The sequence below is a fragment of the Rathayibacter sp. Leaf299 genome (assembly GCF_001423055.1).
Lineage (GTDB): Bacteria > Actinomycetota > Actinomycetes > Actinomycetales > Microbacteriaceae > Rathayibacter > Rathayibacter caricis.
Window position 1 is genome coordinate 1478745 of sequence record NZ_LMNT01000001.1, and the last position, 13418, is coordinate 1492162.

The window sequence follows — 13418 nt, forward strand, 5'->3', positions numbered from 1 at the left end:
CATGAGGGGGACGGACACGGCGGGAGCGCCGCGACCGGCGGTCGGCCGGGACGACGGTCACGACCTGCCGGGGGTGCACCTGCGCTGGCTCGCGCTGGACGAGCAGACGCTCGACGCCGAGCGCCTGCTGCCGCTGCTGACCGCGGCGGAGCGGGAGCGCTACGAGGCGACGGCGGCCGCCTCCGTCGCCGAGCGCTTCGTCTTCGGGCGCGTGCTGCTCCGGATGCTCGCCGCGGAGCTCACCGGCGGGAGCGCCTCCGGGATCGACGTCGTCGCGTGCTGCGCGGGCTGCTCGGGACCGCACGGACGCCCGCGGCTCGAGGGTGCGGATCCGCTCCTCGCCACCCTGTCGGTCAGCGTCGCGCACTGCGCCGGAGCGGTGGTCGTCGCTGCGAGCAGCGCGGGCGTCGTCGGGGTCGACATCGAACCGGCGGCCGGGTCCGCCGAGCGCGGTGCGCAGATCACCCGCGTCGCGGGAGCGCCGTTCTGGGTCGGGGCGGCCCGGCCGGCCGATCCGATCCTGCACTGGACGCGGATCGAGGCGGTTCTGAAGGCCGACGGGCGCGGCCTCGAGGTCGATCCGCACCGTGTCCTCATCCACGAGTCGCGGATCGCGGCGGAGGCCCGGATCGACGGCGTGCGGTTCCGGCTGGCCGAGCCGCGGCTCGACCCGGCGTTCCGCGTCAGCGTCGCGCTGGGCCCGGTCGAGGGGCGCGGCACCGGTCCGATCATTGGCTGGCGGCGCGAGCACTCCGACGCGCTCGCCGACTCGCTGGTGTCAGCGGGCCGGTAGCGCGGGCAGCTCCTCGTCGAGGAGCCAGGTGTCGAGCAGCTCGTCCATCCCGGCCGGCAGCAGCTCGGTGCAGAGCTCCCGGAAGTCCTCGTCGGTGACCGCGCCGTGGGCGTGCCGGCGCGTCCACTCCTGCACGAGAGCGAAGAACGGCTCGTCGCCGACGTGCAGCCGCAGGGCGTGCAGGGTGAGCGCCCCGCGCTTGTAGACGCGATCGTCGAAGAGCGAGACGGGGCCCGGGTCCGCGAGCACGAGATCCTCGGGCTGAGCCCGCAGGAGGGCGTGGTGACGGCGGGCGAGGGAGTCGGCGGAGGGCCCGCCCGCCTGCTCCGACCAGAGCCACTCCGCGTAGCAGGCGAAGCCCTCGTTGAGCCAGATGTGCCGCCACCGCGCGACGCCGACGCTGTTTCCGAACCACTGGTGGGCGAGCTCGTGGGCGATCAGCCGCTCCGATCCGCTGCGCCCGTCGACGTGGTTCGCGCCGAAGACGGCCATGCCCTGAGCCTCGAGCGGGATCTCGAGATCGTCAGCGGTCACGACGACGGAGTACCGCGCGAACGGGTACGGGCCGAAGAGCCTCTGGAAGAGCTTGAGCATCGCGCCGAGCGGAGCGAAGTCGCGCGACGAGCGCGAGGCGAGCGCCGCAGGACGCGCGATCGTGACGGGGACGCCCGCGAGCACGCGCTCCTCCAGGGCGTAGCGCCCGATCTGCACCGAGGCGAGGTAGGTCGCCGTCGGCTCCGGTTGCTCGTAGAGCCAGGTCCTGCGGCCGGATCGCGCGCTCGAGTCGACCAGCACGCCGTTCGCGACCACCGCGTAGCCCTCCTCGGCGGTGATGCGGAAGCGGTAGGCGGCCTTGTCGGCGGGGTCGTCGTTGCAGGGGAACCAGGTGGAGGCTCCGGTCGGCTGCGAGGCCACGAGGACGCCGTCGGTCAGCTCCTCCCAGCCCAGCTCGCCCCAGTGGCTCGCGCGCGGAGCCGGATGACCGCCGTACTCGACCTCGACGACGAACGGCTCGCCCGTGCGCAGCAGCGTCTCGGGAGTCACCCGCAGCTTGTGCGGCGTCTGCGCGTGCTGGGCGCGGCGCCCGTCGACGCGCACCCGGCCCACGCGCAGACGGCTGAGGTCGAGGCTGAACCGCCGCAGCGGCTGCAGGGCGACAGCGTGGATCAGAGCGCGGGCGGCGAGCCGGTTGCTCGAGACGCGGTAGTCGAGCTCGAGCTCGTACGACTCGACGCGGTAGCCGGTGTTGCCGATGCCGGGGACGTAGGTGTCGCCGGCGGTCTCGAGTCCGAGCTGCGCGGGGCTCACGCGACGGGCGCGTGGTAGTCGGCGACGCGCACGTCGCGCCACGGTCCGATCGGGTTGCCGCTCCAGCGGCTTCCCGCCGGCACGAGCTCGCCGCGCATCACGAGCGACGAGGGGCCGACGGTGCCGTGCTCGGCGATCCGCGCCGCGGGGAGGATCACGCTGTGCGGTCCGAGGGTCGCTCCGGTGTCCAGGCTCACGGCATCCATGCTCATGATTCGATCATGGAACAGGTGGGTCTGCACGACGCACCCGCGATTGACGGCCGCTCCGTCGCCCAGGACGACGAGATCCGCTTCGGGGAGCCAGTAGCTCTCGCACCAGACTCCCCGCCCGATGCGCGCGCCGAGGCTGCGCAGCCACCACACGAGGGCCGGGGTGCCGGCGGCCGCGTGGGCGAACCACGGGGCGGCGACCATCTCGGTGAAGGTGTCGGCGAGCTCGCTGCGCCAGATGAACGAGGACCAGAGCGGATGCTCGCCCGCGCGGACGCGCCCGATCAGCAGCCACTTCGCCGCGGTGGAGACGGCGGCGGCCACCGCTCCGGCGGCCAGCAGCACGACTCCGCTCAGCAGCATCGCGACGATCGCGCCGAACGACTCGACGAGCGCGAGCAGGGCGACCACGACGCCCGAGCCGATCGCCACCGAGACGACGACGGGGACGAAGCGGAACAGCTCCCAGACGATGCGGGCGACGCGCAGCCGCGCCGGCGGACGGAAGGTGCGCTCCGCCTCCGCCTCGACGACGGTCCGGCGCAGGCGCACCGGAGGAGAGCCGAGCCAGGAGGAGCCGGCCTTGGACTTCCGCGGGGCCGAGGACAGGACCGCGACGAGTCCGCCGGCCGGGACGGTGTGCCCCGGAGCGGCCATGCCGGAGTTGCCGAGGAACGCGCGCTCGCCGATCTCGGCTCGGGCGAGGCGCATCCAGCCGCCGCCGAGGGCGTAGGAGGCGACCAGGGTGTCGTCGGCGAGGAAGGCGCCGTCGCGGATGGTCGTCATGGCGGGCAGCAGGAGCACGGTCGACGCCTCGACGTCGTGCCCGACGCGCGCGCCGAGCAGGCGCAGCCAGACGGGGGTGAAGAGGCCGGAGTAGAGCGGGAAGAGCAGCGTGCGCGCCTGATCCAGCAGCCGCTCGGTCGACCAGACCTGCCAGCCGATCCGGCCGCGGACGGGATGGGTGCCGGGCTCGACGCCGAGGCCCAGCAGGCGGACGAGGAGGACCACGAGACCCGCGAGCGCGGCTCCCGTGACGGCGACGGCGGGCACGAGGGCGGCGAGCGCGCGCGGGACCGCCTCGGCGAGGGTGCCGGAGCCCTGGACCGCGACGGCGACCACTCCCACGCCCGCGCCGAACGAGAGGATCGGCACGGCGGCGAGGCCCACCGCCGCGAGCGCGTAGGCCCAGACCCATCCGGTCGCCCTGGGCGGCCGCTCGTCCGGGAACCCGGCGTTCGCCTTGCCCAGGCGCTGCGCGGGCGAGCCGCCCCAGCGCTGCCCGGCCGGCACCCGTCCGAAGACGGCCGATCCGGGCTCGATCTGCGCGTGCTTGCCGATGCGGGCGCCGGGGAGGAGGGTGCTGCGCGCACCGACCGTGCTGCCCGCGCCGACGCGGACGGCTCCGACCCGCACGACGTCGCCGTCGATCCAGTAGCCCGACAGGTCGACCTCGGGCTCGATCGCGGCGCCCCGGCCGAGCGTCAGCATGCCGGTCAGCGGAGGGAGGGAGTGCAGGTCGACGTCCTCGGCGATCCGGGCGCCGAGCGCGCGGGCGTAGTACGAGACCCAGGGGGCACCGGCCAGGCTCACGGCGCCGAGCTGGTGGGCGACCTGCTCGGCGAGCCAGAGCCGCAGGTGCACTCCTCCGCCGCGCGGATGATCGCCCGCCCGCACGCCGCGCAGCAGGAGGCGGGCGGCGATCACGGTGAGGCCCATGCGCCCGAACGGCGTGCAGAGCAGGACGAAGGCGGGCACGAGCACCGCCGGCCACACGGTGGGCAGGAATCCGAAGCCCGGCAGCAGATCCAGGAGCGAGCAGACCGTCAGCAGGGCGACGAGCCAGCGCGCGCCTCCCAGGATCAGGAGCGGCGCGCCCAGCACGGTCTGCAGCACCTGCATCCGCCGGGGGACGGGCGCGATGCGGTGATCGGAGACGGGGCCGAGGCCGGTCGCGCGGCTCGCGATCTCGGCCGCCATCGCGGCGAGGCGCGGGTGCGCGTAGACGTCGGCGACGGTGAACTCCGGATCGCGCTCGCGGATCCGGGCGACGAGCTGAGCGGCGGCGAGCGAGCCGCCGCCCAGATCGAAGAAGTCGGCCCGCTCGTCGACGGGGACGCCCAGGACCTCGCGCCAGCGGGCGGCGAGCCAGGCGGTCTCGGGATCCAGCGCGTCGTCCGACGGCGCCGCCTCGGCGAGCGGCCAGGGCAGAGCCGCCCGGTCGACCTTGCCGGAGGTGCGGGTCGGCATCTCGTCGACGACGGCCAGCAGAGGGACCAGCGCGGCCGGGAGCTCCGCGCGCAGCCGCGTGAGGGCGGCATCGCGGTCGAGCTCGCGGCCCGCGGCGAGAGCGAGGTAGCCGACGAGGACCTGGTTGCCGGCGGCCGTGGTGCGGACCGCGGCCGCGGCTCCGGACACCCCCGGCAGCGCTTGCAGGGCGGACTCGACTTCGCCGAGCTCGATGCGGCGGCCGCCCAGCTTGACCTGGTCGTCGGCGCGGCCCTGGAAGACGAGGCCCTCGGCCTCGTAGCGCACGAGATCGCCGGACCGGTACGCGCGCTCCCAGCCGAGCAGGGGAGCGGGGGCGTACTTCTCGGCGTCCTTCGCGGCGTCGAGGTAGCGCGCCAGTCCGACTCCGCCGATGACGAGCTCGCCGACCCCGCCCTCGGGGACCCGGTTCCCCTCGGCGTCGACGACCGCGAGCCGCCAGCCGTCGAGCGGGAGGCCGATGCGCACGGGCCCCGGCCCGCCCAGCGGTGCCGCGCAGGCGACGACGGTCGCCTCGGTCGGGCCGTAGGTGTTCCAGACCTCGCGGCCCTCGACGGCGAGGCGCTCCGCGAGCTCGGGCGGGCAGGCCTCGCCGCCGAAGATCAGCAGCCGGACGTTCTCGAGCGACTCGGCGGGCCACAGTGCGGCGAGGGTGGGCACGGTGGAGACGACGGTGATGCCGTGGGTCGTCAGCCAGGGGCCGAGGTCCATGCCGCTCCGAACGAGGGAGCGCGGTGCGGGCACCAGGCACGCGCCGTGGCGCCAGGCCAGCCACATCTCCTCGCAGGAGGCGTCGAACGCGACCGAGAGGCCGGCCAGCACGCGGTCACCCGGGCCGAGCGGCTCCTGCTGCAGGAATAGCCGCGCCTCCGCATCGACGAAGGCCGCGGCGGAGCGGTGGCTGACGGCGACGCCCTTCGGGGTGCCGGTGGAGCCGGAGGTGAAGATGATCCACGCGTCGTCCTCGAGCGCGGGCGGCTGGAGCAGCGGGATCGACGCGGTGCTGGGGTGCGGCGCGGTCCCGGTGAAGAGGAGGGCGGGCGGCTCCTCCGCTGTCCGCTCGAAGCGGCCTGCTCCGGTGATGACGCCGCGCACGCGCGCCTCGCCGAACACGAGCTGCGCGCGCTCCTCGGGGTCGTCCGCGTCGACCGGGACGTAGGCGGCGCCGGCGGCGAGGATCGCGAGGATCGCGAGGTAGAGCTCGCGCGACCCGCTCGCCATGCGGACGCCGACGCGGTCGCCGCGCCGGACTCCGGCGGCCGTCAGCTCGCCTGCCGCTCCGACGACGCGGGCGAGGAGCTCGCGATAGCTGAGGGCGCCCGCCGGGTCCTCGAGGGCGGAGGCGTCGGGGTGGAGCCGGGCGCTCTCGCGCAGCACGTCGATGAGGGTGCGGGGCGGCGCCGCGAGAGCGCCGGCGTCGAGGTGGTCCTGCACGAGGGTCGTCTCCACGTCCGGTCTCCGTTCCGGCCGCGCGGGGGAGGGCACGACCGGGGCGTCACGCTAGGAGCACCGGGTGTCCGGCGGGTGAACACGGCGTGCCCGGCAGCCGACCCGGCGAGCGGGAGGGCGGCCGGGCACGGCGGGTCGACGGGTCAGTGCCCGACGGGCAGCGGGACGTCGGATTCGGCGGGACGCCGGACGAAGAAGGCCGCGACGATCGCGAGGGAGGCGATGGACGCTCCCCAGACGAAGGCCGAGTGGATCCCGCCGGCCGAGGCCGTGATCTGGTCGGCGCCCTCGCGGGCGAGCGCGGCCGACTGGATCGAGAGCACGGTGACGAACAGCGCCGTGCCGGCCGCGCCTCCGAGCTGCTGCACGGTGCCGATGATGGCGCTGCCGTGCGAGTAGAACTTCGGCTTCACCGAGCCCAGGCCCGCGGTGAACAGCGGAGTGAAGACGAACGCCAGCCCGAGGCTCAGCACCACGTGCAGCGACAGGATGAACATCGACGACGAGTCCTCGTCGAGGAAGGTGAAGCCCCACAGCGCGGCGGCGACGACCACCGAGCCGGGAACGAGCAGCACGCGCGGTCCGAAGCGGTCGTATCCGCGTCCGACGAACGGCGCCAGCAGGCCCATCAGCAGCCCGCCGGGGAGCAGCAGCAGACCGGTCTCGAGCGGCGTCAGCCCGAGGACGTTCTGCGTGTAGAGCGGCAGCAGGATCAGCGTGCCGAAGAGCGCCGACATGCTGACCGCCATCATCACGATCGCCACGGTGAACCCGCCGGAGGTGAAGGTGCGCAGATCGAGCAGGGCGCGGTCGGTCCGCTGCAGCGAGAGCTGGCGCAGGATGAAGCCGGCGAGGCCCAGGCCCGCGACGACGAACGGCACCCACGGAGCGACGACCGCCTCGCCGCCCTCGCCGAGCGAGCTGAGGCCGTAGACCAGGCCGCCGAAGCCGAAGACCGAAAGCACGACCGAGAGGGAGTCGATCGGGATCTTGCGCGGCTCCGTCACGTTCTCCACCTTGCGGAGGCCCAGGAGCAGTGCGCCGACCGCGATCGGCAGCACGATCCAGAACATCCAGCGCCAGCTGAGGAAGTTGAGGATGACGCCCGAGATCGTCGGGCCGACGGCGGGGGCGACCGAGATCACGATCGAGATGTTGCCCATCATCCGGCCGCGGATCGACGGCGGGACGAGGGTCATCACCGTGGTCATCAGCAGCGGCATCATGATGGCCGTGCCGCCGGCCTGCACGACGCGCGCGGCCAGCAGCACCTCGAAGGTGGGGGCCAGCGCGGCGCTGAGCGTGCCGAGGCTGAACAGGGTCATGGCGGCCGCGAAGAGCGTGCGCGTGTGCAGGCGCTGGATCAGGTAGCCGGTGATCGGGATCACGACGGCCATCGTCAGCATGAACGCCGTGGACAGCCACTGGCCCACGTGCGCCTCGACGCCGAAGTCGCGCATGAGGTCGGGCAGCGCCACGCTCATGATCGTCTCGTTGAGGATCACGACGAACGCCGACACCAGCAGCAGGCTGATGACGAGGCGGCTGCGCGGCTCGAGCACGGCGGACGGCGCCGGCGTGCGGTCTCGGGGTGCGGCGGACTCCCGCGTCTCGGGAAGGGTGCGCTCGGTCACAGGGTCTCCGGTCGTGAGGTCGTGCAGGTGTCTGGTGAGGCGGGTGCGAGGTCGCACGGAGGCGACGACGACCTGCTGCGCATCGCGGCGGCGCCGTCGGTGCCGGTCGCGCAGGGCTCGAGGTGTCAGAACCTTCCCAGGTGCCTCCGACATTCCCGATCCGGCGACATCCGTCGCAGTCCACGGGATCAGGCCCCCTCGACGACCTCCGCGAAGGCCGACGCGGCGCGCTCGGCGTCCTCCGCCGTCGACTCCGCTCCGAAGCTGAACCGCACCGCGGTCTGGGCGACGCGCGGGTCGATCCCCAGCGCGAGCAGCACGTCGGAGGGCTCGTCGCGACCGGCCGCGCAGGCCGAGCCGCTCGAGACCACCACTCCGCGCTCCTCCAGCGCCAGCAGGATCGACTCGCCGCTGCGGCCGGGCACGACGTAGGAGGCGATCGACGGCAGTCGGTGCTCCGCCGATCCGGTCGCGACCGCTCGAGGCGCGAGCGCGGCGACCCTCTCGGCGAAGGCGTCCCTCACCGCGGAGACACGAGCGGCGCGTGACGGGTCGACCAGCGACACCGCGGTGCCGAGCGCGACGGCGAACGCCACGTTCTCGGTGCCCGAGCGCCGGGCGCGCTCCTGACCGCCCCCGTGCACGAGCGGCTCGAACGGCAGCCGGCTGCGCAGCATCAGCGCGCCGACCCCCTTCGGAGCGCCGAGCTTGTGCCCCGAGATCGAGACCGCGTCGGCCCCCATCGACGGCAGGTCGATCCAGCCCGCCGCCTGCACCGCGTCGACGTGCAGCGGGATGCGCTGCTCGCGGCAGAGCGCGGCCACGGCCGCCACGTCCTGCACCGTGCCGATCTCGTTGCTGGCGGCCAGGATCGAGACGAGCGCGGTCCCCGGCGTCAGCAGAGCGACCAGCGCCTCGAGGTCCAGTCGACCGACGGAGTCGACCGGCGCCACCACGACCTCGAAGCCGTGCACGCGGCGCAGGAAGTCGGCCGACTCCACCGTCGCCTCGTGCTCGATCGCCGAGATCACGATCCGCCGCTCCCGGGGCGCCCCGAGCGCGAGGCCCTTGACCGCCGTGTTGATCGACTCGGTGCCGCCGGCGGTGAACAGCGTCTCGGAGGCGCGCCCGCCCAGGAACCGGGCGACGCGTCTCCGCGCCTCCTCCAGCGCACGCGCCGCGGCTCCGCCCAGCGCGTGACTGCTCGACGGGTTGCCGAACTCGCCCGTCAGGAACGGCCACATCGCCTCGAGCGCCTCGCGGCGCACGGGCGAGGTCGCCGCGTGGTCGAGGTAGATCACGGAGCGGGCGCCTCGATGTCGATGTCGAGCCCGAGGTCGAGCGAACGGACGCTGTGCGTGAGCGCGCCGACCGAGATCACGTCGACGCCCGCCTCGGCGATGGCCCGCACCGTCTCGAGGTTCACGCCGCCGCTGGCCTCGACGACCGCCCGGCCGCCGATCAGCGTCACGCCCTGGCGCAGCTGCTCCGGAGTGAAGTTGTCGAGCATGATCGTGTCGGCCCCTCCGGCGAGCGCCGACTCGATCTGCTCGAGGCGGTCGACCTCGACCTCGATGTGGGTGGTGTGCGGCACCGCGGCCCGCGCCGCCTGCAGAGCGGCCGTCAGGTCGATGCCGCGCTGGGCGAGGATCGCGAGGTGGTTGTCCTTCGCGAGGATCGCGTCCGACAGCGAGGAGCGGTGGTTGCGTCCGCCGCCGCTGCGCACCGCGTGGCGCTCGAACGCGCGGAGCCCCGGGGTCGTCTTCCTCGTGTCGACGATCCGCGCGCGCGTCCCCTCCACCGCCTTCACGTAGTGCGCGGTGAGCGTGGCGATGCCGCTCATCCGCTGCACGAGGTTCAGCGCGACGCGCTCGCCGCGCAGCACGCCGCCGGCGGGACCGTCGATCTCGGCGAGCACGGCGCCCGCGGCGAACGACGCGCCGTCCTCGATCAGCACGCTCGTGCGGATGCGGGAGTCGGCCTGCAGCATCGTGCCGACCAGGACGGCTCCGCCGCTGAAGACCCCCGCCTCGCGGGCGACGAGCCGCGCGGACGCCGTCGCGTCGGCCGGGATCAGCGTCTCGGTGGTGATGTCGCCCCAGGGGGCGTCCTCCTCGAGCGCGAGGGTGACGAGTCGTTCGATGCTCTGACGGGTCAGCACGGCACGGCGACCTTTCTTCTTCCGGCGACGCGGTACGCGGTCGCCTCGGTGAGGGGGTGGTCGGTGCGGTGGTGGGCGCCGCGCGACTCCGATCGGGCGAGGGCCGCCTCGATCAGGGCCCGGCCGCACTCCACGAGGTTCGCGTCCTCGAGAGTGCGGAGCGAGAGGGGGGCCTCGGCGCCGCGGAGCACCGTCCGGGCGCTCTCGAGCCCCGAGGCGTCGCGCGACACCCCGGCTCCCGCCCACATCGCCGCCTGCAGCGCCGAGCGGTCGAGGGCGAGCGGAGTGACGGGGCGGGCCGCCGCGGCGGGCGCCGCCGTCGGGGCGGTCACGTCCAGGGCCTCCGCCGTCCGACGGGCGAAGACGACGCCCTCGAGCAGGCTGTTCGAGGCGAGCCGGTTCGCGCCGTGGACGCCGGTGCAGGCGACCTCGCCCACGGCGAACAGGCCGGGGAGGCTCGTGCGCCCGTCGAGATCGGTGGCGACGCCGCCCATCCAGTAGTGCGCGGCCGGAGTCACGGGCACGAGGTCCTCGGCGAGCGAGAGGCCGTTCGCCCGGCAGGCGGCCGAGATGCTCGGGAACCGCTTCGCGAGCACCGCGGGGTCGAGGTGGCGGGCGTCGAGGTGCACGGGCAGGCCGCCCTGGCGGAGCATCCGCTCGGCGATGGCCCGGGCGACGACGTCGCGGGGCGCGAGCTCGGCGTCGGGGTGGACGCCGGTCATGAAGCGCTCGCCGGCGGCGTCGCGGAGCACCGCTCCCTCGCCGCGGACCGCCTCCGAGACGAGGAAGCCGCCCGGCAGCGCGAGCGCCGTGGGGTGGAACTGGTAGAACTCCAGGTCGGCCGCCTCGGCTCCGGCGCGCAGGGCGGCGGCGAGCCCGTCGCCGGTGGCGACCTCGGGATTGGTCGTGTGGCTGAACAGCCGGCCCGCGCCGCCCGTCGCGAGGACGACCGCGTCGGCGTCGATCCGCTCGACCGAGCCGTCCCGGAGGACGTCGACGCCCACCACCGCGAGCCCCGGGCGCACGAGATCGACCAGGGCGGTGCGCTCGAGCACGGTCACGGGAGCGGCCCGCACGGCCCGCACGAGCGCCTCCTCGATCGCCGAGCCGGTCGCGTCGCCGCCCGCGTGCAGGATGCGCGAGCGCGAGTGCGCCGCCTCGAGTCCGCGGGCGAGGTCCCCGCCGTCGCGGTCGAAGCCGACGCCCCACGCCAGCAGCGCCTCCACGGCGGCCGGCCCCTCGGAGCAGAGCACCTCGACGGCCGAGCGCGAGCAGAGCCCGGCTCCGGCGGTCAGGGTGTCCTCGATGTGCAGGGCGACGGAGTCCTCCGCGGACGTGACCGCGGCGATCCCGCCCTGCGCCCAGCGCGTGCTCGACTCCGCGATCGCGCCCTTGGTGACCAGCACCACCTCGTGGCGGCGCGAGGCGAGCAGCGCGGTCACGAGCCCCGCGATCCCGCTGCCGACGACGACGACCCGTGACACGTCAGGCCGCCGTCGGAGCCGTCGGGCCGGTGGGCGGAACGGCCGCGAGCATCCGCTCGAGCGCGATCTCCGCCTCGGCCTTCACCGAGTCGTCCACCGAGATGCGGTTGTGCACGACGCCGGAGACCAGGCCTTCGAGCACCCAGGCGAGGTAGCCGGGGTGGATCCGGTACATGGTCGAGCACGGGCAGACGACGTCGTCGAGGCAGAAGATCGTGTGCTGCGGGTACTGCACGGCGAGGCGCTGCACCAGGTTGATCTCGGTGCCGATCGCGAAGGTCGTTCCCGCCGGGGCGGCCTGGATCGCCTTCACGATGTAGTCCGTGGATCCGTACTCGTCGGCGGCGTCGACGACCGCCATCGGGCACTCCGGGTGCACGATCACGCGGACACCGGGGTGCTCGGCGCGCGCCTTCTCGATCTGGCCGACGGTGAACCGCTTGTGAACCGAGCAGAAGCCGTGCCAGAGGATCACCTGCGCGTCCAGGAGCGTCTGCACGTCGGAGCCGCCCTGCGCCTTCCGCGGGTTCCACATCGGCATGCGCTCCAGCGGCACGCCCATGGCTTTGGCGGTGTTGCGCCCCAGGTGCTGGTCGGGGAAGAACAGGACCCGCTGCCCGCGCGCGAACGCGTCCTCGAGGACGGTGGCGGCGTTCGAGGAGGTGCAGACCACTCCGCCGTTCCGACCGCAGAAGGCCTTCAGCGCGGCGGAGGAGTTCATGTAGGTGACCGGGATCAGCGGCACGCGGCCGTCGGCGTCCGGCTCGGTGCCGTAGAGCTCGGTGAGCTCGGCCCACGCGTCCTCGACCGAGTCGATGTCGGCCATGTCGGCCATCGAGCAGCCGGCCGCGAGATTGGGCAGGATCACGGCCTGCTCCGGGCGCGAGAGGATGTCGGCCGTCTCGGCCATGAAGTGCACTCCGCAGAAGACGATCGCCTCGGCGTCCGGACGGCTCTTCGCCGCCTTCGCGAGCTGGAAGGAGTCGCCCACGAAGTCGGCGTACTGCACCACCTCGTCGCGCTGGTAGAAGTGGCCGAGCACGACGACCCGGTCGCCGAGCGTCCGCTTCGCGTCGAGGATGCGGCGGTGCAGCTCGTCGGCGCTCGCCGCGGTGTACTCCTCGGGGAGCCGGCCTTGCACGGGGGCCTCGGCGGGGATCGGATCGGCCTGCGACGCTCCGGGGCCGTAGGCGGGGAAGCCGAGGTCGAACGACCAGGGCGCGTCGGCGAGCTCGGGGGCGCAGGTCTCGCCCGGGGCTCCGCGCTCGATGAGCTGGATGGTGCTGTCGACGGATGTCACGTGTCTCTCCTCGGATGGTGCGGACGGACGGGCGGAGCCGGTGGGTTGCTCAGACCGGCAGCGGCCCGTTGTCGACGAGTGCCACGGACTCGTCGTAGCGGTACAGCCGCGGAGGGCGGTGACGGGTGCCCGCCAGCCGCTGCTCGGTGGGTACCACGGTCTTGGACGCCTCGATGGTGCGGCGGAAGTTCGCCGGGTCGAGGGGCTTCTGCAGGACGGCCTCGTGCACCTCGCGCAGCTGCGCGAGGGTGAAGGTCTCGCCGAGGAAGGCCTGCGCGATGCGGGAGTACTCCATCTTGTTGCGCAGACGCCACAGGGCGTAGTCGACGATCAGCCCGTGATCGAAGGCCAGCTCGAGCGGCAGGTCGGTGCACAGCCAGGTGACGTTCTCGCCCACGATCGCCTCGTCGGCCTCGGAGGTGCGCACGAGAGCCCAGTAGACGATCGAGACCACGCGGCGCTCGCCGGGGGAGCGGTCGGGGCCGCCCACGGCGTAGAGCTGCTCCAGGTAGCGGGGCCCGAGTCCGGTGGTCTCCCGCAGAGTGCGGCGGGCGGCCTCGGCGAGGTCCTCCTCGGCACGGAGGGGGCCGCCGGGGAGCGCCCAGAGGCCCTCGAACGGCTCGCGGATGCGGCGGACGACGGGGATCCAGACGGTGCTCGCCCCGGTCTCGGGGTGCGGGCGCAACGCGAAGATCACGGTCGAGACGGCGAGCCGCGGCAGTGTTTCGTCCATGGCGGATCCCTACTAAGAGTCGCACTGACTGTAAGTGCTGCCGCGAGCATAGTGTCACTCCGACCCGAACACCAAA

The 13418-nt window shown here is 73.9% G+C and carries 9 protein-coding genes; 1 reads left to right on the forward strand and 8 read right to left on the reverse strand.

The features are described 5' to 3' along the window. Position 1 precedes the first annotated feature (1 nt). Positions 2–793 carry a 4'-phosphopantetheinyl transferase family protein gene (locus ASF48_RS07085; RefSeq protein ID WP_055788447.1) on the forward strand — a complete coding sequence of 264 codons (792 nt, stop codon included), beginning with the start codon at positions 2–4 and terminating at the stop codon, positions 791–793. On the opposite strand, the gene ASF48_RS07090 is transcribed toward ASF48_RS07085, so the two are convergent. From ASF48_RS07090 to ASF48_RS07125, 8 genes are all read right to left on the reverse strand, one after another. Then, positions 779–2101: a M1 family metallopeptidase gene (locus ASF48_RS07090; protein WP_055788450.1), complete on the reverse strand. Its 1323-nt coding sequence runs from the start codon at positions 2099–2101 to the stop codon at positions 779–781. The genes ASF48_RS07085 and ASF48_RS07090 overlap by 15 nt on opposite strands. Beyond that, positions 2098–6030, reverse strand: a complete 3933-nt coding sequence (locus tag ASF48_RS07095) for a Pls/PosA family non-ribosomal peptide synthetase (RefSeq protein ID WP_200930974.1) — start codon at positions 6028–6030, stop codon at positions 2098–2100. The genes ASF48_RS07090 and ASF48_RS07095 overlap by 4 nt, the downstream gene beginning before the upstream one ends. Before the next feature lie 143 nt (positions 6031–6173). Further along, on the reverse strand, positions 6174–7664 hold the full coding sequence (locus ASF48_RS07100) for a DHA2 family efflux MFS transporter permease subunit (RefSeq protein ID WP_055788453.1): 1491 nt from the start codon (positions 7662–7664) through the stop codon (positions 6174–6176). 188 nt (positions 7665–7852) lie between these two features. Next, the gene (locus tag ASF48_RS07105) at positions 7853–8965 is read right to left on the reverse strand and encodes a cysteine desulfurase family protein (RefSeq protein WP_055788457.1); all 1113 of its coding nucleotides are present in this window, start codon (positions 8963–8965) and stop codon (positions 7853–7855) included. Beyond that, complete coding sequence (gene nadC / locus ASF48_RS07110) at positions 8962–9825, reverse strand: carboxylating nicotinate-nucleotide diphosphorylase (protein WP_055788460.1); 864 nt, start codon at positions 9823–9825, stop codon at positions 8962–8964. Before nadC ends, ASF48_RS07105 begins: the two co-directional genes overlap by 4 nt. Then, positions 9819–11309, reverse strand: a complete 1491-nt coding sequence (gene nadB / locus ASF48_RS07115) for an L-aspartate oxidase (protein ID WP_055788463.1) — start codon at positions 11307–11309, stop codon at positions 9819–9821. Before nadB ends, nadC begins: the two co-directional genes overlap by 7 nt. A gap of 1 nt (position 11310) precedes the next feature. After that, positions 11311–12609: a quinolinate synthase NadA gene (nadA, locus tag ASF48_RS07120; protein ID WP_055788466.1), complete on the reverse strand. Its 1299-nt coding sequence runs from the start codon at positions 12607–12609 to the stop codon at positions 11311–11313. A gap of 49 nt (positions 12610–12658) precedes the next feature. Then, on the reverse strand, positions 12659–13342 hold the full coding sequence (locus ASF48_RS07125; protein ID WP_055788469.1) for an NUDIX hydrolase: 684 nt from the start codon (positions 13340–13342) through the stop codon (positions 12659–12661). Positions 13343–13418 lie beyond the last annotated feature (76 nt).

Excerpts from the sequence above, each read along its gene's own strand:
- ASF48_RS07085 (WP_055788447.1), top strand. The coding sequence starts at position 2 with ATGAGGGGGACGGACACGGCGGGAGCGCCGCGACCGGCGGTCGGCCGG.
- ASF48_RS07125 (WP_055788469.1), bottom strand. The coding sequence starts at position 13,342 with ATGGACGAAACACTGCCGCGGCTCGCCGTCTCGACCGTGATCTTCGCG.